21 protein-coding genes and 1 pseudogene are annotated in these 20,774 nt (G+C 66.7%); 10 read left to right on the top strand and 12 right to left on the bottom strand.

Features of this window, described 5'->3' with window-relative positions; genetic code table 11:
- The first annotated feature begins 72 nt into the window (after positions 1-72).
- Complete coding sequence (locus tag L6Q96_20870) at positions 73-618, top strand: archaeosortase/exosortase family protein (GenBank protein ID MCK6557003.1); 546 nt, start codon at positions 73-75, stop codon at positions 616-618.
- Complete coding sequence (locus tag L6Q96_20865) at positions 602-1,258, top strand: hypothetical protein (GenBank protein ID MCK6557002.1); 657 nt, start codon at positions 602-604, stop codon at positions 1,256-1,258. Before L6Q96_20870 ends, L6Q96_20865 begins: the two co-directional genes overlap by 17 nt.
- A gap of 27 nt (positions 1,259-1,285) precedes the next feature.
- Here L6Q96_20865 and L6Q96_20860 read toward each other — a convergent pair whose 3' ends face one another.
- Together L6Q96_20860 and L6Q96_20855 are read right to left on the bottom strand one after the other, a co-directional pair.
- Entirely contained in the window at positions 1,286-3,793 is a 2,508-nt protein-coding gene (locus L6Q96_20860; protein ID MCK6557001.1) for a matrixin family metalloprotease, read from the bottom strand.
- A 112-nt stretch (positions 3,794-3,905) separates the two neighbouring features.
- Complete coding sequence (locus L6Q96_20855) at positions 3,906-4,175, bottom strand: hypothetical protein (protein ID MCK6557000.1); 270 nt, start codon at positions 4,173-4,175, stop codon at positions 3,906-3,908.
- 181 nt (positions 4,176-4,356) lie between these two features.
- Between L6Q96_20855 and efp the strand changes: the two genes are divergently transcribed.
- From efp to L6Q96_20835, 4 genes and pseudogenes are all read left to right on the top strand, one after another.
- Positions 4,357-4,920: an elongation factor P gene (gene efp / locus L6Q96_20850; GenBank protein ID MCK6556999.1), complete on the top strand. Its 564-nt coding sequence runs from the start codon at positions 4,357-4,359 to the stop codon at positions 4,918-4,920.
- 81 nt (positions 4,921-5,001) lie between these two features.
- On the top strand, positions 5,002-6,186 hold the full coding sequence (locus L6Q96_20845; protein MCK6556998.1) for an acyl-CoA dehydrogenase family protein: 1,185 nt from the start codon (positions 5,002-5,004) through the stop codon (positions 6,184-6,186).
- Between the two features lie 18 nt (positions 6,187-6,204).
- Positions 6,205-7,347 carry an acyl-CoA dehydrogenase family protein gene (locus L6Q96_20840; protein ID MCK6556997.1) on the top strand — a complete coding sequence of 381 codons (1,143 nt, stop codon included), beginning with the start codon at positions 6,205-6,207 and terminating at the stop codon, positions 7,345-7,347.
- A gap of 80 nt (positions 7,348-7,427) precedes the next feature.
- Positions 7,428-8,111: pseudogene (locus tag L6Q96_20835) on the top strand (OmpA family protein).
- A gap of 129 nt (positions 8,112-8,240) precedes the next feature.
- Here the strand turns inward: L6Q96_20835 and rnc are convergent.
- Genes rnc through tsaE form a run of 7 tightly spaced genes read right to left on the bottom strand, consistent with a single transcriptional unit; the run spans position 8,241 to position 15,975 of the window.
- Complete coding sequence (rnc, locus tag L6Q96_20830; GenBank protein ID MCK6556996.1) at positions 8,241-8,990, bottom strand: ribonuclease III; 750 nt, start codon at positions 8,988-8,990, stop codon at positions 8,241-8,243.
- Entirely contained in the window at positions 8,953-10,299 is a 1,347-nt protein-coding gene (mtaB, locus tag L6Q96_20825; GenBank protein ID MCK6556995.1) for a tRNA (N(6)-L-threonylcarbamoyladenosine(37)-C(2))-methylthiotransferase MtaB, read from the bottom strand. Before mtaB ends, rnc begins: the two co-directional genes overlap by 38 nt.
- Positions 10,296-11,351, bottom strand: coding sequence for a tRNA 2-thiouridine(34) synthase MnmA (gene mnmA, locus L6Q96_20820; protein ID MCK6556994.1), 1,056 nt, complete (start codon positions 11,349-11,351; stop codon positions 10,296-10,298). The genes mtaB and mnmA overlap by 4 nt, the downstream gene beginning before the upstream one ends.
- A 41-nt stretch (positions 11,352-11,392) precedes the next feature.
- Positions 11,393-12,535, bottom strand: coding sequence for a cysteine desulfurase (locus L6Q96_20815; GenBank protein MCK6556993.1), 1,143 nt, complete (start codon positions 12,533-12,535; stop codon positions 11,393-11,395).
- 54 nt (positions 12,536-12,589) lie between these two features.
- Positions 12,590-14,269: a citramalate synthase gene (cimA, locus tag L6Q96_20810; GenBank protein ID MCK6556992.1), complete on the bottom strand. Its 1,680-nt coding sequence runs from the start codon at positions 14,267-14,269 to the stop codon at positions 12,590-12,592.
- Positions 14,266-15,498, bottom strand: coding sequence for an aspartate kinase (locus L6Q96_20805; protein MCK6556991.1), 1,233 nt, complete (start codon positions 15,496-15,498; stop codon positions 14,266-14,268). Before L6Q96_20805 ends, cimA begins: the two co-directional genes overlap by 4 nt.
- The gene (tsaE, locus tag L6Q96_20800) at positions 15,499-15,975 is read right to left on the bottom strand and encodes a tRNA (adenosine(37)-N6)-threonylcarbamoyltransferase complex ATPase subunit type 1 TsaE (GenBank protein ID MCK6556990.1); all 477 of its coding nucleotides are present in this window, start codon (positions 15,973-15,975) and stop codon (positions 15,499-15,501) included.
- A 480-nt stretch (positions 15,976-16,455) separates the two neighbouring features.
- Here tsaE and L6Q96_20795 point away from each other — a divergent pair, with 480 nt between their 5' ends.
- The 4 genes from L6Q96_20795 to L6Q96_20780 all read left to right on the top strand — a co-directional run bounded on the left by L6Q96_20795 (position 16,456) and on the right by L6Q96_20780 (position 18,013).
- Positions 16,456-16,737 carry a type II toxin-antitoxin system VapB family antitoxin gene (locus L6Q96_20795; protein MCK6556989.1) on the top strand — a complete coding sequence of 94 codons (282 nt, stop codon included), beginning with the start codon at positions 16,456-16,458 and terminating at the stop codon, positions 16,735-16,737.
- The gene (locus L6Q96_20790) at positions 16,724-17,152 is read left to right on the top strand and encodes a type II toxin-antitoxin system VapC family toxin (GenBank protein ID MCK6556988.1); all 429 of its coding nucleotides are present in this window, start codon (positions 16,724-16,726) and stop codon (positions 17,150-17,152) included. Before L6Q96_20795 ends, L6Q96_20790 begins: the two co-directional genes overlap by 14 nt.
- A gap of 214 nt (positions 17,153-17,366) precedes the next feature.
- Positions 17,367-17,606 (top strand): hypothetical protein, encoded by a 240-nt coding sequence (locus tag L6Q96_20785; GenBank protein ID MCK6556987.1) that lies wholly within the window; start codon positions 17,367-17,369, stop codon positions 17,604-17,606.
- Entirely contained in the window at positions 17,603-18,013 is a 411-nt protein-coding gene (locus L6Q96_20780) for a type II toxin-antitoxin system VapC family toxin (protein MCK6556986.1), read from the top strand. Before L6Q96_20785 ends, L6Q96_20780 begins: the two co-directional genes overlap by 4 nt.
- 405 nt (positions 18,014-18,418) lie before the next feature.
- Here L6Q96_20780 and L6Q96_20775 read toward each other — a convergent pair whose 3' ends face one another.
- From L6Q96_20775 to L6Q96_20765, 3 genes are all read right to left on the bottom strand, one after another.
- Positions 18,419-18,820 carry a DUF5615 family PIN-like protein gene (locus L6Q96_20775; GenBank protein ID MCK6556985.1) on the bottom strand — a complete coding sequence of 134 codons (402 nt, stop codon included), beginning with the start codon at positions 18,818-18,820 and terminating at the stop codon, positions 18,419-18,421.
- Complete coding sequence (locus tag L6Q96_20770; GenBank protein ID MCK6556984.1) at positions 18,817-19,041, bottom strand: DUF433 domain-containing protein; 225 nt, start codon at positions 19,039-19,041, stop codon at positions 18,817-18,819. The genes L6Q96_20775 and L6Q96_20770 overlap by 4 nt, the downstream gene beginning before the upstream one ends.
- A gap of 218 nt (positions 19,042-19,259) precedes the next feature.
- Positions 19,260-20,675, bottom strand: a complete 1,416-nt coding sequence (locus L6Q96_20765) for a hypothetical protein (protein MCK6556983.1) — start codon at positions 20,673-20,675, stop codon at positions 19,260-19,262.
- Between the last annotated feature and the right edge of the window lie 99 nt (positions 20,676-20,774).

The following is a 20,774-nucleotide window of genomic DNA, read 5'->3' as shown; positions in this document are numbered from 1 at the left end:
GGCCGGGGCTGCCTTGACTTTGGCATATCCCGCCGCCATGAACTGAGGGTCGCGTGGAACGGGGACTGGGAGGTGCCGAGGATTTCTATCGCCAGGCTGTTCGGTACGTACTGGGTCCCGGTGCGGGTAGTGGCGACTTTCGTCGCCCTGATAACGGTACTGTTCTCCTTGTTGACGTACGAGCCGATAGTCCAACGGCTCGACATCGCGTGGGTGCTGGCCCAGGTCAGTGCGTGGATTAGTTGGGCACTGCTCAAGGCGGTCGGCTTCGTGATCGGCTTTCCGGTCCGCATCGACGGAACCAATCTCGCCTCCGGGAACTTCGTCGTCGACGTCAGCCCGGCCTGCTCGGGAGCGGTACCGAGCATGATCTACCTGTCGGCGGTGTTCGCCTATCCGACGAGCCGGCGCGCCAAGTTGATCGGCACCGCGGTCGGACTCGCGATCATCAATGGCGCAAACCTGATCCGGGTCGTCGGGCTGTTCCTCGTCGGATTGTTTGCGAACGAGTATTTCCACGACACCCACGTGTACGTGGCCCAGGCTCTCGTCGTCGGGGTTGCCGTAGCGACCTGGCTCTTCTGGGCAGGACGGTTTGCGGATGCGCCTGGGCATTAAGCCCCTGCCGTTTTTCGGCCGGCTGCTGTTCTTCTTCGTGCTGACGTACGCCGTCTGGAAACCGATCGCCCCGAGCTACACGCAAATGCTCGGGACGCTGACGCAGGGTTTCCTGTACCTCGTGGAGTCGTCCGCCGACCCCGATTTGCACCGCGTGACCAACCTGCGCGTCGATCGCACGGCGATCTTTTTCCAACATCGTCTCTTTCCGCAGGTTCCCACCCCGGGAATTCCGGCCGAGTGGGTGCAAGCCAATATAGTCCTCTTGATTCCGCTGATGCTCGCAACTCCGGCCCCGACCTGGCGGAGCAAGGCGTTCCGGCTCGGCCTGGCGCTGGCAATCGCGCTGGTGCTGCAGGTGCTGGATCTGACGCTGACGGTCAGGGCGTTCTACGCGCGTCACCTCGGAACTTACAGCGCCTACTATTACTCCAGCGCTTCACGCTGGCTCTACGGCTTCGCCGACGCTTTCACGCAGGCGTTCGACACTCAGCTCTTTCCCTTCGCGATCTGGGCTGGAATCCATTTCCGCGAACTGCTGGGCGGACTCGCCGCGCCGCCCGCGGCCTCCTCGACGGCGGCCGCTGCCACTCACGCACCGCGCCGCCACCGCAAGGCGGCTCGCCGGCGTAGCTCGTAGGGCCGCGCCGATCTCCTCATCGCCAGGTCAAGACTGCCCGCCGACGATGGCGCGGCGCATGTTCACACCGCCCCGGTAAGACCCTCCCGAAAGGAGGTCGAATTCCACCACGAAGCCGACGCCGGCCGGGAGTGGTACCGGGCTGGCGAGAGCGACGGCCAGTTCTCCGGGTTGTCCGATGTTGCTCTCGACGAGAGCCTCGCGGCGGGCCGCCGCTCGGCGCACTCGTCGTGGAAGAAGGCTGTCGCGATCGTAGCCGAGGTGCACCTCGAGGCCGAGGTAGCCACCCTTGACCGATACCGTGACCGGCAAGGCAAGGATTCGACGACCCGAGGCGGTCCGTCGCAGGCGGGCGCTCCCCAAACGGACGGTCCCCGGCGGCGTCACGGAGCCCGAGTCGCTCGGGTCCCAGTTGCCGGTGCAGTCCCCGTGCAAAATACCGAGGAAGCTCTGTCCGCCGGCCGGCCCAACCAGCGACGCGTAGGCAATCGCGCCGGCGCTGCAGACCGGCCCGGCAATACCGGGCGCGAAGATGGTCTGGCCCGGCAACGGAGCGGGGACCGGGGCGAAAGACCACTCCATGCCGCAGGCAGCCGACGCCGGCAGACCGGATTCGATTCCCACCACGTACCTCAGTATCAACGACGCGTCGAAGGCACTGACCGTACCATTGCCGCTGACATCGCAGGCGATCGCCTGCAGTGCATCGAGCTGGCGCGCGCCGGCGGTAGCCTGCAACGCGTGTGCGGCATCGAGCGCCGTGATCGCGCCATTGACCCCGCCCACCTTCGCCGCTCGAAGCCCCCAGTCACCCGGCTCCAGGTTGTCGAACGCGAATTGACCGCCGCTGTCGCTGAGCGAAGTCAGCACCGCCGCCCCGCTCAGTGTCAACGTGGCCCCCGGCACAGGCACGGGCCGCGCGTAATAGGCAACCGAACCATCGAGCCGCAGCACGGGCGAGGGAGTCGCGGTCGGGGTGTCGGTTGGCGTCGGCGTCGCCTCAGACGTGGAGGTAGGTGTCGCTGTGGCGGTAATCGTCGCCGTGGCAGTCACGGTGGCGGTGCGAGTGGCCGAAGGGGTGCGCGTCGAAGTCCCGGTGCGCGTGACGGTCGCCGTGCGTGACGGCGTTCGGGTCGCCGTCGGCATGGGAGTTCGCGACGGCGTTGGGGTGCGAGTCGCCGTGCGAGAGGGTGTCGCCGTGCGCGATGGCGTCGCGGTACGGGTCGGCGAGCGGGTCACCGTGGGCGTCGGAGTGCGCGTCTCCGGGGTGGTGAGCGGCGGGTACACAAAGCGCACGGCGTTCTCGTCGTCGGCACGCAGTCCGGCGCCGCGCCCGTCGAAATGAGCGACCCCGTACATGGTGGCATTGCTGTCGGCGGAATGACCGAAGCCCAGGGTGTGGCCGATTTCGTGCGTGGCGATCTCGGCAAGGTTCTCGGCCCGCCAGAAACTGCACCCGGTCCAGCCGTTGTTGAACAGGACTTTGCCGACCTCTATCGGCGCGAAATCGGTGCCGTTGAGTCGCGTACGGGCCGCCGCGCAGGGCGGCCCGCTGCCGCTGCAATAACCACCCATTGCCAGCACCCCGGTGCAATTCGTCGGGTCGGCGATCTCGTCGAAGGGGTCGTTGAAGATGACTCGGTTCTCGCCGCAGCCAGCAAATGCCGTTGGGGCGATGGTGCCCCCGTCGATCAGGTGCAAGTTGCCTCCGGGCACGCCTGACCATGCCGCCAGTGCCGCAGTGGTCGCCGCCAGTGACGCCGTAAACCCGAGCGTGGCGTCTCCGGCGCTGTCGATGAGATACGGAATCGTCTGCCCACAGTCGGACAACATCCAGCGCGATGGCGTACCGAGGTACGTGAACGAATCGGAGGCCTCGGTGGGCGTCCGCGCCAGCTCCGGGGGAACCGCAACGATGGTCTTCCCTGCCGCACGGATGGCGCCGGAACGATGACCGCTTCGCCGCCGCAGTTCGGCGAGCAAACGGGCGAGCGGCCGACGTTCCGGCACCGACGCTACGATCTCCCCGGAAGCGGGCAAGAAGGCCTCCGTGCCGGCACCGAGGTCGCGCGTCGCCGCAGGCCTTCCCGACCCATCGAACGTGATGGTGTACTTGCCCAATGCCATCTGGTTGGTTCGTAAAGTCCCATCCGGGTTGCGGACCAGAAACAGAACCGCGCGCTCTCCCACCGAGAACTCGGGCGCGCCGAACACCCATTCCGTAGTCCCGCCGAGCCGGCCACCCGGCTCGCGCAGCACCAGGGACTCACTGTCAATACGGCCCTGCAGAACCTCGTCGATGTGGACGTGAACGTAAGTGTGCAGCGACCCCGGCGGCGCGCCGCGCATGGTTTCGATGGCGGTCACGGTGCCTGAGACCACCAGGTCCGACGTCGTTTGCAGCGTCGCGTCGTCCATGGGCACGAAGGTCGTGGCGGCGGCACTCCCGACCAGCCCGCAAGCGGCGAGCAGGACGAGGCCAAATCGTGCCGCCCGCACGGCGACCCGCCGATGGTTGACTTCGCCGCGCTTCATTCCCACCCGGTTGTATCACGCCGGCAGGGCAAATTGGGAGCGTTGCCGTGACGACCTGCGCCCGCCGCCCAGGCCGGTCCTCTCCCGCAACGTGCGAGAGGAGCCGCCCCCGTTAACCCGGCTCGGAAAGCCGTAGAACGCTCACGCACAGTCCGCGCGCTGTCCGGCAGACGTCGTATCCCACGACCGCACCCTCGTGCAGATCGCCGAATCGACAGGGCTCGCCAACGATTGTGAGATGGGCGAACTTGAACGGGATCTCACGGCCGGTGGCGCTGCGGATAACCCCGCCCTCCGATCCGGCATAGAGCTTTACGACCGTGCCGATATAGTACTTGTCGCTGATGCCGCCACCCGGCTGCACCGGTCCTTCGTCGGTCATGGTTTCATGCACCCTCGAGTCACCCGGCCCGACGACGGGCGGGATCACGGAACGCGCGGTTTGACCATGCCGTAGCGGTTCGGCCAGGGACCCGTCAACCCCGATGCCCGGCAGGTTGCGACCCCGATTCGGCGGTGCTAGCCAATGCGTTTCGACAGCAGTCCAATTCCACGGAGACATCATGCTCATCCCTGCCACCCAGCTCCGCGCTGGCATGATCATCAAGCATCAAAACGACCTCTTCCGCGTCATGAATGTCGTGCACGTCACCCCCGGCAACTGGCGCGGCATGGTGCAAACCAAGATGCGCAATCTGCGCTCCGGCACGCAGATGGAGAACCGCTTCCGCTCGGAAGACAAGGTTGACCGCGTGACCTTCGAGCAGCACGCAATGGAGTTCCTGTACGAATCCGACGGTCGCTACCATTTCATGAACACGGAAACATTCGAACAGATCGAGCTTGATGGCGAGGCCCTCGGTGACGCGGTCAACTACCTGACCCAGAACCTGCGCGTTCAGGTGGAATTCTACGAAGAAAAACCCATGGGCGTGACCCTGCCGAAGACCGTGGATCTCAAGGTCACTCACACCGAGCCGGGCATGAAGGGCGCCACGGTCACCAACGTACTCAAGCCGGCAACCGTGGAAACCGGCGCCGTCGTCCAGGTCCCGAGCTTCATCGCCATCGACGACGTCATTCGCGTCGACACCGAAAGCGGCGAGTACCTCTCCCGCGCCAAGTAGCCGCCGGCGGCAACCGGGCCTCGCATGCGGCCGCCCCGCGGGTCGGCGCCACCCCGCGCGGCTTCACGAGGGAAACGTGCCATGACCGATCTAGAACAGTTCCGCATCGACACCCAGAAATGGCTGGCCGCCAATGCCCCCGCATCAATGCGGGAGCCACTGCGGTCGGACGACGACATCTGCTGGGGAGGCAGAAAGGTGAAGTACCCGGCCGACGTCCAGCGCTGGCTCGACGTCATGGCCGAACGCGGCTGGACCGCGCCGACCTGGCCGCGCGAGTACGGTGGGGGCGGCCTGAACAAAGCCGAAGCCCGGGTGCTCAAGGAAGAAATGGGTAAGCTCCGCCTGCGACCGCCCCTCACCGGTTTCGGGCTCAGCATGATCGGGCCCCTTCTGCTGCAGGAAGCGAGCGAGGACCTCAAGCGCGCGCACATCCCGCCGATCGTGCGCGGCGAGATCCGCTGGTGCCAGGGTTACTCCGAACCCGGAGCGGGCTCGGACCTCGCCAGTCTTCAGACCAGGGCGGTGCGCGACGGCGACGATTTCATCGTCACGGGGCAGAAGGTCTGGACCTCGTACGCCGACAAGTCCGACTGGATGTTTCTGCTCGTACGCACCGATCCGGCCGCCCCGAAACACCTGGGCATCACGTTCGTTCTCATGGATATGACCAGCCCGGGCGTCAGCGTGAAGCCCATTCGCCTCATCAGCGGGGCTTCGCCGTTTTGCGAGACTTTCCTCGACGGTGTGCGCGTGCCGACATCGCAAGTCGTCGGCGAGATCAACGCCGGCTGGACGATCGCCAAGGCACTTCTCGGCCACGAGCGCACCATGATTGCCGAGGCCTTCAAAGATCGCGTGCCGGGGAATCCCCTCGTCGAACTGGCAAGAAAGCATCTCGGTGAGGCGGACGGCCGGCTCGCCGACCCGGTTTATCGGGACCAGGTCGCGCAGGTCGAAATGGACCAGACCTGTCTCGACCTCACCATTCGGCGCGCCCAGGACTCCATGAAGGCCGGGCACAAACCCGGCCCCGAAACGTCGATCTTCAAGTATTACGGCACGGAGACCAACAAGCGGCGGCGCGAACTCATGGTCGATCTGGCCGGGCAGCAAGGGCTCGGCTGGGAAGGAGCCGGCTTCGACGCGGCCGAACTCTCGGCGACGCGCGACTGGCTGCGCTCGCGCGCCAACTCCATCGAGGGCGGGACCTCCGAAATCCAGCTCAACATCATCGCCAAACGGGTCCTGGGTTTGCCCGACTGACTGGCGAAAGAGACGGCCATGGACCTCGCTCTCACCGAAGAACACTCCCTGCTGCAGAAGACCGCGCGCGAGTTCGTCACCAAGAACGCCTCGTTGCGTCGGCTGCGCACGCTGCGCGACACCCGCGACCCGCTCGGGTATTCCCGCGAGTTGTGGAAACAAATGGCGGAGCTGGGCTGGCCGGGCATCGTCTTTCCGGCCGAATACGGCGGCGCCGCGCTCGGCCATACCCACATCATGGTCGTCCTCGAAGAGCTCGGCCGCGGCCTCGCACCCGAGCCGCTGCTTTCCAACGTGCTGCTCGCCGGCTCCGCGATCCTATTGGCCGGCTCGCCGGCTCAACGTGAAGCCCTCCTGTCACCCATGATCGCCGGCGACCTCCTGCTGGCGTTTGCCCACCAGGAAACCGGCCCGCGTTACAACCCGCGTTACGTCGAAACCCGCGCCACCGGCACTGCCGGCGGCTGGACACTGCGCGGCCGCAAGGCTCCGGTGATCGATGGCTGCGGCGCCGATCGCATCGTCGTATCCGCCCGCATAGCCGGAGAACCCGCGGATCCCGACGGCCTCGCGCTGTTCGTCGTCGACACCCACGCGCCCGGAGTCGAACTCGAAAGCCAGTACCGCATCGACAGCCGCAACAGCGCCATCCTGCACCTCGCCGATGTCAGCGTCCCCGCCGACGCCCTGCTCGGCTCCCCCGCGGATGCCGGCACCATTCTGCAGACCATCCTCGATCGCGCCACGATCGGCCTCGCCGCCGAGATGCTCGGCGGTATGCTCGCCGCCCTCGAAATGACCCTCGACTACCTGCGTACGCGCAAGCAGTTCGGGGTCCCGATCGGTTCGTTTCAGGCGCTTAAGCACCGGGCGGCGCTGATGTACATCGAGACCGAGCTGGCACGCTCGGCGGTAACGGCGGCGCATCAGGCCATCGACGACGGCCGCGACGACATTGCGCGGCTGGCAAGCCTGGCCAAGGCCCGCTGCTCCGACGCGTTCGTTCTCATCGCCAACGAGACCATCCAGATGCACGGCGGCATCGGCATGACCGACGAACACGATGCCGGCTTCTTCCTGAAGCGGGCCCGCGTAACCGCCCTGACGCTGGGCGACGCGCCGTTTCACCGCGACCGCTTCGCCGCTCGGGCCGGGTACTGAGCCCTGCCGGACCGCACATTTCGCTTGACCCTTGGTGCGCGGCGCGCCTACATACCCGAGTTGACCGTGGAGGATACCTGATGCGCTCACGCCCGGGTCGGGGCAACAAGCAGTCATTCGGTCGCCGGGCCGCGATCGTGGCGCTCGCAGTGGCTACGGTGGCGCCGGGATGTGCGGCCACCAGGCGTTACGTGGACAAGCCCTGGGGCAAAGGCACCTGGATACCGGCTCTGGTGTGCGGCGCCGCGGGTGCCGGCGCCGGGGTCGGCATCCAGGAAGCGCGGCGCGGCGAAAACACGGTCATCACGCCAACCGGGACGGAGGTCCAGAGAGACGACGCGAACTACTGGCAGGGCGCGCTGGTGGGCGCCGCAATCGGTGCCGTCGTTTGCGCCCTCGCCGGACACTACTTCTTCGACGCCGAGGTGGAAACCCCGGCGCCACCTCCGCCGCCGCCGGCTCCGATACCGACCCCGCCGACGACGCTGAGCCGGAGAATCGTGCTGCGCGGCATCACGTTCGACTTCAACCAGAGCACCATTCGACCGGACGCCAGGCCGGTCCTCGACGAAGCCGTGGAGGTGCTGAAAGAGAATCCGTCGGTTGCGGTGGCCGTCGAGGGTTACACCGACGCAATCGGCTCGGACGCCTACAACCAGTCGCTGTCGCTGCGCCGCGCCGAGGCGGTCTTCCGCTACCTCGTGAACAGCGGCATCGCGCCCGACCGGCTTACCGTCGAGGGATTCGGCGAGTCGAACCCCGTGGCCACAAACGACACCGAGGCCGGACGCGCGCAGAACCGGCGCGTCGAGCTGCGGGTGAAGTAAGCCCAGGGCCCCCTTCGGCAGCGAGCGCCGGAATACGACCGGCCGGCGTTGAAACAGGGCCCGACCCTACGACCGCGCCGCCGGAAGCGGATGGAAAACACCTGCGCCCTCTGCCGCAGGCAGGCCGTCGGCCAGCGCCCGGCGGGCCGCCTCCTGCTCGGCAGCGCGCTTGCTCGGCCCTTCGCCGATCCCAAGAACGCAATCTCCGAGTAGCACCTCGACCAGAAATCGCCTGGCGTGGCCGGGGCCTGCTTCCTCCACCATCCGATACACCGGCGTCAGGCGAAAGCGCTGCTGGCAGACCTCCTGAAGCTCCGTCTTCGCATCGGCCAGCGCGAGCTGCCCGACCTTATCGATCAGTGCCACGAAATGCTGGGCCGCCACCTCGCGCGCTTTCGCATACCCTCCGTCGACAAACACCGCCCCCATCACCGCCTCGTAAGTCGCCGCCAGGATGGACGCCTTCTCCCGCCCTCCAGTCTTTTCCTCGCCCTTCCCGAGGCGCACCGCGCGATCGAGCCCCAGTTCGCGCGCTCGGTCCGCGAAGCTCGCCGTGTTGACCAGTGCCGCTCGCGACTTCGACAGTCGCCCCTCGTCGAATCCCGGATAGCGCACCAACAACAGGTCGCTCAGCACCAGCCCGAGCACCGCGTCGCCGAGGAACTCGAGACGCTCTCCCGCCCGTGGCTCGTGGGCTTCGATCGCCGACGCATGCGTCAGCGCGGCGGCAAGCAAGACGGCGTCCGCGAAGCGGTACCCCAGCCGCCCCTGCAACGCCTCAAGCTCCGCCGCTCGGTCCGGAAGGTTCTGCTCCATCGACGGAATGCCCCCGCAAGCGCCAGCCCTGCGCCGTATCGATGCGCACCGCCACCTCGCGGTTGCCGCACCGGTCGCCGCCCGCGACTTCGACCCTTTGATAGTTCCGGGAATAGCCCTGCCACACACTCGCGGACCGGTCGACGGGCGTCTCGACCAACACCGGCAACGTCCGGCCCACGAATTGCGCGGCAAACGCCACACGCTTCCGCTCGCCGAGCTGTCGCAGTCGGCGCGCTCGGCCCTGCACGACCGCAGCCGGGAGCTGACCTGCCAGTTTCGCCGCCGTCGTGCCGCGGCGTCGCGAATACGGAAAGACGTGGAAGTACGTGAACGGCAGCTCGTCCAGCAGCGCCACCGTCGACTCGAACTCCGCCTCGGTTTCCCCGGGAAAGCCGGCGATCACGTCGGTACCGATCGCGGCCTCGGGGAACCGCCGCCGCACCTCCACGCACACTTCACGCACCAGCCCCACATCGTACGGCCGCCGCATTCTCCGGAGCAACGCATCGTGGCCACCCTGCACGGGTATGTGCAGATGCGGACAGAATGCCTCGCTGCGGCCCATCAGCGCCAGCAGCCGCTCACTCACCTCGGGCGGATCGATGGAACTCAGCCGCAGGCGCGCCACCGCGGCCCGCTCGATAACAATTTCGAGCAGGTCGACGAGCGACCATGCGGGCACAAGGTCGGCGCCGTACCCGCCCAGGTGCACGCCCGTCAGTACCACTTCGCGAAATCCCCGCTGCCCGAGACGCCGAATCTGTTCCAGCACTTCCCGCGGCGGCAGGCTGCGACTGCGGCCGCGCGCGAACGGCACGATGCAGAACGTACAGAACAGATCGCAGCCCTCTTGCACCTTGAGAAAGGCGCGCGTGTGTCCGGTGAAGGTGTCCGCCCCGATGGTTTGCACCCGCCGCGCGCTGCGCAGATCGTCGACCAACAGGCGTTCCCCGACAGCGTCCAGTTCGCCCCGCACCGCGCGCAACAGGTCCGGCAGCCGATTGAGCCCGACCACGAAATCCACCTCTGGAATCGCCGCCCCCGCCGGATCGATCTGCGCGAAGCACCCGGTCATCACCACGCGAGCCCGCGGGTTCAACCGCCGTGCTCGCCGCGCCAACTGCCGGCTCTCCGCATCGGCGCGGTCGGTCACCGTACAGGTGTTGACGACGTACACGTCGGCACCCGGCGCAAACGGCACGATTCGCCAGCCTTCGGCGCGCAACCGCGTCTCGATGCTGGAACTATCGTACCGATTGACCTTGCACCCGAGCGTCGTCAGGGCGACCCGCATCCCCGCGCTCATGCCCCCTCCACCAGCGCCCGTTCGATCCACCCACCGCCCACGACCCGGTCGCCATCGTAAAGCACCGCCGCCTGCCCGGGTGTCACTGCGTCGAGTCCCCGGCGCGCCCGCACCACGAAACGGTCCGCCTCGGCGTCCTCGAGAACAACCGCTTCCGGCACGAACCGGGCTCGTATCTTGACTCGCAACTCGCTCCCGCGCTGCAGCGGACCGCCGGTAAGCCAGTGCACCCGGCGCGCTTCGAGACCGGCCGACCGGGTCGCCTCCTGGGGCCCAACGCGGACCGTGGCCGTGCGCGCATCGATCGCCACCACGTAGCGCGGCGAACCGGCGGCCAGCCCGAGTCCACGCCGCTGCCCGACGGTAAACCGGTGGATGCCGTCGTGCACGCCCACGATACGACCGGTTTCGTCGACGATGCGGCCCGGGCGACCGCCGTCCGCACCGGCTCGATTACGCACGAAGTCGGCGTACCCGCCGCGCGGGACGAAGCAGATCTCCTGGCTGTCCGGCTTGTCGGCCACCGGCAACGCCAACGTCCGCGCTCGTGCCCGCACCGCGCCCTTGCCCCACGCACCCACCGGGAACAGCGTGCGCGCCAGCACCGCCGGGGGAATCCCGAAGAGATAGTACGACTGATCCTTGCGTGGGTCGGTGGCCGCGAGCAGATGCGCCACTCCCGCCGCGTCGCGCTCGACCCGGGCGTAATGGCCGGTGGCTATCCAGTCCGCGCCCAGCTCCCGCGCCCGCTGCCAGAAGCTGCCGAACTTGACGAACTGGTTGCAGCGCGCACACGGATTGGGCGTCCGTCCGTGGCGATAGTCGTCGACGAACGGCTCCACGACGGCGCGGTCGAAATCGTCGCGGAAGTCCATGACGTAGAAAGGGATGCCCAGACGGGCCGCCACTCGACGTGCGTCGAGGAAATCGTCGAGCGAGCAGCAGCCACTGTCCGAGGGGCCGCCCCACAGGCGCATCGCAATTCCGACTACGTCGCAACCCGCCTCGACCAGCACGGCCGCCGCGACCGAACTGTCCACGCCCCCGCTCATCGCCACCACCACCCGCTCGCCCGGGCAAACACCCCCTGCGCTCACGCGTACCCTCCGGCGGCAGCTCGCATCCGCGCCACCGCTGCCGCAGTTGCGGCAACCAGCCGGTCGACATCGCCGAGGGAGTTTCCCCGTCCGAAACTGAAACGCACGCCATCGCGAGCCGACTCGGCACTGCGCCCCATCGCGATCAGCACGTGCGACGGCTCGCCCGCCCCCGCCGCGCAAGCCGAGCCGCTCGACACGGCTATGCCCTCGAGGTCGAGCGCCGCGACCAGCGCTTCCCCACGGACCCCGTCGAAGCTCACATTCAACGTGTTCGGCAACCCCGCTCCCTGCAGCGGGCCGTTGCGGCGGACCCCGGGAATCGCCGCCGCCAGTCCCGCCCACAGTCGATCCCGCAGTGCCACGCAGAACTCGCCGAACGCGCCGATCTCCCGGGCAGCGAGTCGACAGGCCACCCCGAAGCCGACGATCCCCGGCACGTTCTCCGTGCCGGCCCGCCGTTCCCGCTCCTGCCCGCCGCCGAGCAGGAGGGGCTCGATGGCGATTCCACCACGCACGACCAGCGCACCCACACCCGGTGGCCCGCCAAGCTTGTGCGCCGACATCGACACGAGGTCCGCGGCCGCCGCCGTCACCGGTATCTTCCCCGCGGCCTGCACCGCGTCGACGTGCAACACCGCCCCCGCGGCACGGACCGCCTCGGCAATCGCCGCGATCGGCTGTACCGTGCCAACTTCGTTGTTCGCCCAGCCGATGCTGACCAGAGCCGTCCCCGGCCCACACGCCGCGGCAACCTCATCGACGGCGACCCGACCGTCGGAGCCCACCGGCACAACCGTCACCCGCCGTCCCTGCCGCGCCCAACGCGCCAGCGGCGCGAGCACCGCGGCGTGCTCGACGGTGGCGGTCACCGCGGCTCCCCCGGGGTGCCGGGCGAGCACGCCGTGGATCGCCAGGGCGATGCTCTCCGTCCCGCCGCTCGTAAAGACGATCTCCGCCGGGACCGCACCGACGAGTTCGGCGACCCGCGCGCGTGCCTCCTCGACGGCGAGCCGCGCCCGCGCACCCCACCGGTGTACGCTCGACGGATTCCCGTAGTCCCCGTTCAGGCACGCCGCCATCGCGTCGCGCACTTCCGGGCGCAGCGGCGACGTTGCGTTATGGTCGCAGTAGATCATGGAAGGTAAAGGCAGCGGTGAGCGGAAAGCGGGAGATCGATGCCGCGTCGTCGCTCATTTCTCGTTCTCCGCCGCCTTCGCACGTCCCGCTGCCCGCTTCCCACTCGCCGCTCCCCGCTCGCCGTCTCCCGCGCCGCGCTTCGCGCGGCTCTTTTTCCGATCGCGGTAGAGCTTGTAGTCAATGGCGTCGACGAGCGCCTGCCAGCTCGCCTCTATGACGTTGGTCGATACCCCCACCGTCCCCCAGCGATCCTGGCCGTCGCCCGATTCGATGAGCACGCGCACCAGCGCCCCGGTTCCCTCGCCGCTGCCGAGCACCCGGACCTTGTAATCCAACAGCGTCATCTCGCGGATCTGCGGGTAGAACTTCACCAGCGCCTTGCGCAGAGCCATATCGAGGGCGTGCACGGGACCGTTGCCCTGGGCCGCCGTGTGCTCGACGCTGCCGTCCGGCCCTTCGATCATGATCGTCGCCTCGGCGATCGGCTCCTCGTCCTCGTGGCGCTTTTCGTCGATGACGCGAAAGCCGATCAGTCGGAAGTTGCGCGCCTTCTGCCCATTGAGCCCCTTGTGCATGAGGAGTTCGAACGAGGCCTCGGCGCCTTCGAACTGGAACCCGCGGTTCTCGAGTTCCTTCAGCTCCGCCAGCACGTGCCGCACCTTCGGGTTGTGCGGGTCGACGTCGACACCGAACTCGTGGGCCTTGTACAGAACGTTGCCACGTCCGGAGAGATCCGAGACCAGAACGCGCTGCCGATTGCCGACCAGTTCCGGTTCGATGTGCTCGTAGGTCTGCGGGTTCTTCTGCACCGCCGCCACGTGCACACCGCCCTTGTGGGCGAAGGCGCTCGTCCCGACGAATGGCTGGCGCTTGCTGGGCTCGATATTGGCCAGCTCGTAAACGAAGTGCGACACTTCGCGCAGACGCCGGAGCTGCGCGGCGCCGACAACCTTGTATCCCATCTTGAGTTGCAGGTTGGCGATCACCGAACACAGGTTGGCGTTGCCGCAACGCTCGCCGAATCCGTTGATGGTGCCCTGGACCTGAACGGCGCCGCGCTGCACGGCGATCAGCGAGTTGGCGACCGCCAGCTCGGAATCGTTGTGGCAATGGATGCCGAGCGGAACGTTCAGGGCGGCGCGGACCGCATCCACTGCCGCCGCCACCTCGCTCGGAATGCGGCCGCCGTTGGTTTCGCAGAGACAGACCAGATCGGCGCCGCCGTCGGCGGCAGCCCGGCAGCAGTCCAGGGCGAACTCCGGCGCCGAGCGGAAGCCGTCGAAGAAGTGCTCGGCATCGAAGATTACCGTGTCGACGTGCTTCTTCAGATAGGTCACGCTGTCGTAAATGACTTCGAGGTTCTCCTGCTTCGAGATACGCAGGTCGTCGCGCACGTGCAGGTCCCACGTCTTGCCGAAGATCGTGATGACGGGCGTCTCCGCCCGCAGGAGCATCCTGAGGTTATGGTCCTCGCCGGCCTTGGTGCCGGCGCGTCGCGTCGCCCCGAACGCGGCCAATCGCGCCTGCTTCAACTTAACGCCGCGGGCGGCCTTGAAGAACGCTTCGTCGCGCGGGTTGGAACCCGGCCACCCGCCCTCGATGTACCGCACACCGAAGTCGTCGAGGCGTTCGACGATGCGCAGCTTGTCTTCGACGGTAAAGGCGATGTCCTCCGCCTGGGAACCGTCCCGCAGCGTGGTATCGTAAATCTCGACGTGTCCCGGAGCGCTCACGCGGCTGTCTCCTTGACCCCCTCTTCGACGAGCGCCTGATGCAGCACGCGCACGGCGAGTTCGCCGTACTTGGCGTCGATGACGACCGAGACCTTGATCTCCGACGTCGAGATCATCTGGATGTTGATGCCTTCGCGGGCGAGCACCTCGAACATGTGCGCCGCGACTCCCGCATGGCTGCGCATACCGAGCCCTACCACCGACACCTTGGCGACGCCGGTGTCGGCGAGCACGCCACCGGCGCCGATCTCCGCCGCCAGACCGCGAACGATCGCGACGGCCTGATCGCTGTCGGCCTGCGGCACGGTGAAGGTCACATCCGTGGAACCCTCGGCGCTGGCGTTCTGGATGATCATATCGACGACGATGTGCGCTGCGGCAATCGCGGTGAAGATGCGGGCGGCCAGACCGGGGCGATCGGGCACGTGCTGAAGGGTGATCTTGGCTTCGTTGAGGTCCAGCGCAACCCCGGTGACCAGAACGTCTTCCATACTCGGTTCCTCCTCGACGACCCAGGTCCCCGGCGCGTCCGAAAAGCTCGACCGGACGTGTACGGGGACGGCGTAGCGCTTGGCGAACTCGACCGATCGGATCTGCAGCACCTTCGCGCCGAGACTGGCGAGTTCCAGCATTTCGTCGAACGAAACGCGCGCCAGCTTGCGGGCGCCGGGACAGATGCGCGGGTCGGTCGTGTAGACGCCGTCGACGTCGGTGTAGATCTCGCAGACGTCGGCGCGCACGGCGGCCGCGACGGCAACGGCACTGGTGTCGCTGCCGCCGCGTCCCAGGGTCGTGATGTTGAGGTCCTCGTCGACGCCCTGAAAGCCGGCAATCACCGCGACCTGTCCGCCGCGTACCACCTCGAGCATGCGTTCGCCGCTGATGTTCCGAATGCGCGCCCTGCCGAAGACGCTGTCGGTCGCCAGTCGAGCCTGGTAACCCAGTAGCGAGCGCGCCGGCACCCCGCGGTCGAGCAGTGCCATGGCCAACAAGGCCACCGCCACCTGCTCGCCGGTGGCGACCAGGACGTCGCTCTCCCGCGGTTCCGGTTGCGACGATACTTGCCGGGCCAGATCGAGCAATCGATTGGTCTCGCCGGCCATGGCCGACACCACCACGATGACGTCGTGGCCGGCGGCCCGGGTCGCCGCCACCCGCGCCGCCACGGCCTTGATCCGGTCCACTGTTCCCACCGACGTGCCGCCGTATTTCTGAACGATCAAGGACACTTACACACCCCGCAAGCGATCGAGGCGGCGATCATAGCGCGCCCCATGCGCCGACACCACCAGGCGCCGTTCCGTCGCTCCCACGAACGTCAAATGGACTTCGAGGTGGGGCGACTCGTCCTGCAAACGCTCGAACCACTCGACCACGCAGACGCCGTCGCCATCGAGGTACTCGCGCAGGGCGAGCCGGTCCGCCTCGGTCGGCTCCAGCCGGTAAAGGTCGAGGTGATAGAGCGGCAGGCGGCCGCCGCCGTATTCGGCGATGAGTGTGAACGTCGGACTGCGCACGCGCGCCGGGGGAATGCCCAGGCCCTCGGCAAGGCCGCGCACGAGGCACGTCTTCCCGGCCCCGAGTTCGCCGCGCAAACCGATGAGGTCGCCGGCTTCGAGCACCCCGGCCAGTCGGGCACCAAACGCGCTGGTCTCGTCCTCGGCGCGACTGAGCAGGGTCAGCGGCTCGATCGTGGGTTGGGGCATAAGCGCTCACCTAACCTGAACAGGTTATGATTTCGAGGTGACCGTTCCATGCCCGCTACTATTTCTCGAATCCATGGCCGGTGAATTTCATCTGAGTAAAGCCCACCAGGCAGTCTGGGCAGGTCACCCGGCTGTTACTTCGGCTGCACATCCACCAGCCGATTGCGAAGATCCCGCGTTCCTGTCGCTGGCGGGTTTCCCGCAACGGTCGCCGCGCGATGGCGGCAGCGGTCAAGCTCCGGGAGGTCGCCTACCCCAGCCTGTACGCTGAGGCTGCCTGAGTGCCAGAACACGTTTGCATAACGCAAAGAAGTTACGCAGGAAGATTTCATGCGCCCGCCGGGGTTCGGTGCGGTCGTCCTTGTCGCGCCACACGTCGCGCGGCTCCGTCGATGCTGAGCTCGTGAATCCCCGGGCGCCCTTGATCGTTCGGTTGCCAGACATCTTGACATCAAATGCCTTCGACATCACGATGCCTCCATGCGTACGACCCTGACGCTCGATGACGACGTGGCCGGCAAGTTGCAGCAACTGGCGAAGCGGTCCGGAGCATCCTTTAAAGAGACGGTGAACGCCACGTTACGGCGCGGGTTGGCGGCACAGGAACGACGCGCGGCGCGCCCGCCCGCTTTCCGAGTCGACCCGTTCAACAGCCCCATGCGCCCCGGCATCGATCCGCTGCGGCTCAACCAACTCCTGGATCAACTCGACGCCGACGCGTTCGCGGCAACGGAACCCGGCACGGGGCATGGTCCTGCCTGACGTCAACCTGCTCGTCTACGCTTACAACGCAGCGTCCCCGCTCCACGGCGCGGCGCGCGCGTGGTGGGAAGACCTGCTGACGCGAGAGCACCCGGTGGCGCTGCCGTGGGTGGTCGTCTGTGGCTTCGTGCGGCTCGTGACACATCCGGCAGTCTTCGTCGCTCCGCTGCCGCCGCTCGCGGCATTGGACCGGGTGCACATCTGGTTCGACCGCCCACATGTGCGGACGCTGGATCCCGGTCCGCGTCACCTGACCATTCTCGAAGACCTGTTTCGTGCGACCGGGCTCGCGGGCAATCTCACGACCGACGCCCATCTGGCGGCGCTCGCCCTCGAGCACCAGTGCGAGATCCACTCGAACGACGCCGACTTCCAGCGCTTCCCCGGCCTGCGCTGGCGTAACCCGCTGACCTGACGCCCGGAGGACAAGGGAGACACCCACCGGAGAGGGACAAGGAAGACACTTGGGGGATAGGGGACGATGGTACTCTTGGTACTTTACGCGAGGGGGCATCCAGAAACGACGGTACTACGGCCACGAATCGGCAGGCCTCGATACACCGCGGGAACCCGGACATGCATGTGCATGATGCTTGACATGTAAATGCCGTAATGGCAACGGTCGTTACATGAGAACGACCATCGAGATAACCGAGCAGCAGAGAGGCGAACTCCTGAAGATCGCGAGCAGCCGTGGAGAGAAGGGGTTCTCTTCGGTGGTTCGCGAGGCCGTCGACCTCTATCTTCGAGTGCATGCGAGTCGGCAGGACGCCGTTCGTGCGGCGCTCGGGGTCAGGGGCGCGCTGGCAGGCCAGGAAGGTGAGGCGCTGAAGGCGGATGTTGCCGCGATTCGCCGGAGGTGGCGGTGATCGTCGCCGATACGGACGTGCTGGTTGACTACCTGCGCGGTCGCAACCCCATGGCTGCCCGCGTGGAAATCGAGCTACAGACGCGAGGCTTCGCGACGACGGTGGTGACCGCGTTCGAGCTATGGACCGGCGCCAGGACGCCGCGGCAGTCCTCAGCGGTCGAGATGCTCCTTGCCGCGATGACGATCCTGCCGCTTGACGCCGACGGCGCTCGGAAGGGCGCCGAGGCTAGAAGTGCACTGCTCGCGCGGGGAGAGGACATCGGCATGGCGGATTGCCTGATCGCCGGCATCTGCTTGCGCGAGGGTGCCATGCTGATCACTGGGAATCGCCGGCACTTCGCCCGTATCGATGGGCTCAAGCTGTCGTTCGGAACCGAAGAGGAGCAGCCGGAAGAGGAGCCGTGAGCGCAACCTCTGTGGATGGCTGACAGTTGAGTACCAGTCTCTTCCCCTTCCTCTTCTCAAGTTGACACGAGACGCCGCGCCATCGCGCTCCCTGGGCGGTCCCCGTGCACCCGCACTGCCGGCGGAGATTCTCGCTTGAGACGACACGCACGGAACGCGGTGGTCCAGCAGCGTGCTACGAATCAGCGCGGTGGCAATAGCTGATTCCATCTGCCCGCACCCGCCGAACGCTATCGCTGAGCGGCCGGCCCGGTGGCGCTCGCGAGAACCGCCCAGTTCAAGCCGGTCCGCTCCAGCGATCTGTTCGGCCCTGCTGGGCTGTTTTCTCGTGCGCGGATTGTGACGACGCCAGTCATCGGCGTTTGGGTCTCTCGCAAGCTGCGGCATGACCCCTCGCACGGAGTGTCAGCGGCGGGGCGTCTTTCCGCGCCGGTGACTGGACGCTTGCGTTCGGCCTCCGGGTTCGCCTTGGGACAAAGTGATCTCCACGATAGGCTCGCCTTGGCGAAGGAGTTCGAGTGCATCCGCGAGCGTTCGGGAGAGAATTGACCAGAGGCGGGCGTTGGACATGTTGCCACACCGTAGCCAAAGGACCTGCGGTGGTGTGCCGAGCCGGCCGACGAGATCGACGAAATCTTCGTCCTTCGTGAACACCGCGACATCTGCCGCGCGAGCCTTCTCGAAGATCTCGGGATCCTCGGCCTCTCGGAGGCCCAGGTCGCGAACATGCGTCACCTCCACCCCGAACTGCCTGCGAATGCGCGGGCAAAGCTTGGGGGAGATGTGGGCGTCAACCCAGAGAATCACGGGACGACCACTGCGTGACTGACCCGACCGGTGGCAAACCGCAAGCAGGCATAGACGTCCTCGATCTCCAGATCAGGATGCTCCCTGACAATCTGTTTCGGGGTCATCCCGGAAGCGAGAAGCTCAAGGACATCGGAAACTCGGATCCGCATACCTCGAATACACGGACGCCCGCCACACTGCCGTGGGTTGACGGTGATTCGATCCATGAGCTGAGCCATACGCATCCTTTAGCACAGGTGGGCAGCTTCAGCCGAATGCGCGGGATCAGGCGAGGCCACGACCTCACCGAATGCCTCCGTGGTGGCCGTCGCCCTTCGTTCGGCCGATGCGGCCTCGTCCCTTTGCTTGCCGACCATGCTGCCTGCCTTGGGGACCCCGCAATTTGACTGACCTTGCTGGCTACGTGCCCCGCGCATCCTCCGACTCGTAGGACTCGTCACTGCGTTTCGGAATCCTCGTCGGATCGCGCTCGACATCGCGGTCCGAGGACCAGACTGTACATGCCGATAAGGCCTAGGATTGCAACCGATAGCAGGAGCATCGTCGGCGAGAGTGCCGGTGCGCCCACGGGCACCGCGCATACCCCGTCGGTACAGAGGTGCGACGCACACTGCGCATCGCTGCTGCATGGAGAACCGTTTGGCAACAGCGAGTCGAACTCAAAAGCGCCGATATCGCAGCGGTTACCGAAACCGCCTCCCCCGTCGGCTGAGCGTGGCGCGCCACGCTGGTCGGTAGCAAGTTGACTGCTGTTAGCGTCAGCGCAGCCGGCCGGGTCGCCTGCATCAATTGCAGAACTGCCAGATAGGAGAGCGTGAGTCGCAGTGGGACCGCCGTTGTCTTGAAGGGGGCCCACTTGCGGGTTCGCGACGTTAGGCTGGTCGCCGGGGCCGGACAGAAAACCGCAGGTGGAGTCGTCAGTCAAATTATATCCCATGGAGGTAAAGGCGAGCGACCCTGCACAGTTGTACGGGCCATTGCGAGTTAAGATCGTGTTTTGCACCGTGCCGCCACTGTTGAAGTTGTTGTAGATGCCTCCCCGGTTGTCGATGATGCTCGAACTGCGGAGCCTCAGGATGCCCTGGGCGTACAGAATCCCACCGCCGGAATTCCCGTCGTCGCTGTTGCCACTGACCGTCGTGTTGACAAGGGTCGTGGCAGGAATGATCGGTCCTCCCAGATACCACCCCGCGCAAATGCCGCCACCCTGACCGGCCCGGTTCCCACTGATCGTGCTGCGCTCGACCAGTAGCGTTCCCGGGCTTGAGATACCCCCGCCCTCGGGAAACCCAAAACCGATGGGCGCGGTCGCGTCGTTGCCGATAACGCTGGAGTCGGTAACGGTGAGATTACCCCAGTTCAGGATTCCCCCACCCCCCTCCCCAAGAACCAACGGAACCGTGATCTTGCCGTTGGTAATCGTCAGATTGGCGAGCGTCAGATCTCCGGTTGCGTCGACGTGAAGGATGCGGAACACCGGGGTTGCAGGTGCAGTGCTGCGGCCGATTGTTGCGCCATTCCCCTCGACAACGATCGTGCTGGTGACCACGGGTAACCCGTTGGCGCCATGGGTGGCATTGTCGACCTGCACAAGTGTGATCATTGCCCCTGACGGCAAGACAATGGAGTCGACACCGCTCCCCGCCGAGCAGCCCCCACTTGGCACGTCACCGTTCGCGGCTGCGATTGCATCCCGCAACGTGCAGCTCGGGCCCCCCGTGCCGCCCGACGTGCTCGTCACATTAATCGTGCTGCCGAAAGCCCCCTGTCCGGTCGCCGTGAGCATGAGAGCGGCCGCTCCTGTGAGGACACGCGGACGCCACTTCCCCAATGAGACTGCCAACTTCAACATCGCACCCCTCCTTCCGTGTTACGCCGAACGCCCGGAACTCGCGCGCGGCGGGCACGAGGGGCAGCCTCAATCCGGCAGAATGGCCCGGTGCCCGCCGTC

The sequence above is a fragment of the Candidatus Binatia bacterium genome, assembly GCA_023150935.1.
GTDB lineage: Bacteria > Desulfobacterota > Binatia > HRBIN30 > HRBIN30 > JAKLJW01.
Note: the sequence above shows the minus strand (reverse complement) of the source record. Positions and strands in the feature narration are given on the sequence as shown.

What these genes read in the sequence shown, in the direction of transcription:
- L6Q96_20815 (MCK6556993.1), bottom strand. Translation starts at nt 12,535, where the DNA reads ATGATCTACTGCGACCATAACGCAACGTCGCCGCTGCGCCCGGAAGTG.
- L6Q96_20770 (MCK6556984.1), bottom strand. Translation starts at nt 19,041, where the DNA reads ATGGCTCAGCTCATGGATCGAATCACCGTCAACCCACGGCAGTGTGGC.
- L6Q96_20845 (MCK6556998.1), top strand. Translation starts at nt 5,002, where the DNA reads ATGACCGATCTAGAACAGTTCCGCATCGACACCCAGAAATGGCTGGCC.
- L6Q96_20840 (MCK6556997.1), top strand. Translation starts at nt 6,205, where the DNA reads ATGGACCTCGCTCTCACCGAAGAACACTCCCTGCTGCAGAAGACCGCG.
- L6Q96_20855 (MCK6557000.1), bottom strand. Translation starts at nt 4,175, where the DNA reads ATGACCGACGAAGGACCGGTGCAGCCGGGTGGCGGCATCAGCGACAAG.
- L6Q96_20860 (MCK6557001.1), bottom strand. Translation starts at nt 3,793, where the DNA reads ATGAAGCGCGGCGAAGTCAACCATCGGCGGGTCGCCGTGCGGGCGGCA.
- rnc (MCK6556996.1), bottom strand. Translation starts at nt 8,990, where the DNA reads ATGGAGCAGAACCTTCCGGACCGAGCGGCGGAGCTTGAGGCGTTGCAG.
- mnmA (MCK6556994.1), bottom strand. Translation starts at nt 11,351, where the DNA reads ATGAGCGGGGGCGTGGACAGTTCGGTCGCGGCGGCCGTGCTGGTCGAG.
- tsaE (MCK6556990.1), bottom strand. Translation starts at nt 15,975, where the DNA reads ATGCCCCAACCCACGATCGAGCCGCTGACCCTGCTCAGTCGCGCCGAG.
- L6Q96_20785 (MCK6556987.1), top strand. Translation starts at nt 17,367, where the DNA reads ATGAGAACGACCATCGAGATAACCGAGCAGCAGAGAGGCGAACTCCTG.
- L6Q96_20795 (MCK6556989.1), top strand. Translation starts at nt 16,456, where the DNA reads ATGCGTACGACCCTGACGCTCGATGACGACGTGGCCGGCAAGTTGCAG.
- L6Q96_20865 (MCK6557002.1), top strand. Translation starts at nt 602, where the DNA reads ATGCGCCTGGGCATTAAGCCCCTGCCGTTTTTCGGCCGGCTGCTGTTC.
- mtaB (MCK6556995.1), bottom strand. Translation starts at nt 10,299, where the DNA reads ATGAGCGCGGGGATGCGGGTCGCCCTGACGACGCTCGGGTGCAAGGTC.
- L6Q96_20790 (MCK6556988.1), top strand. Translation starts at nt 16,724, where the DNA reads ATGGTCCTGCCTGACGTCAACCTGCTCGTCTACGCTTACAACGCAGCG.
- L6Q96_20765 (MCK6556983.1), bottom strand. Translation starts at nt 20,675, where the DNA reads ATGTTGAAGTTGGCAGTCTCATTGGGGAAGTGGCGTCCGCGTGTCCTC.
- efp (MCK6556999.1), top strand. Translation starts at nt 4,357, where the DNA reads ATGCTCATCCCTGCCACCCAGCTCCGCGCTGGCATGATCATCAAGCAT.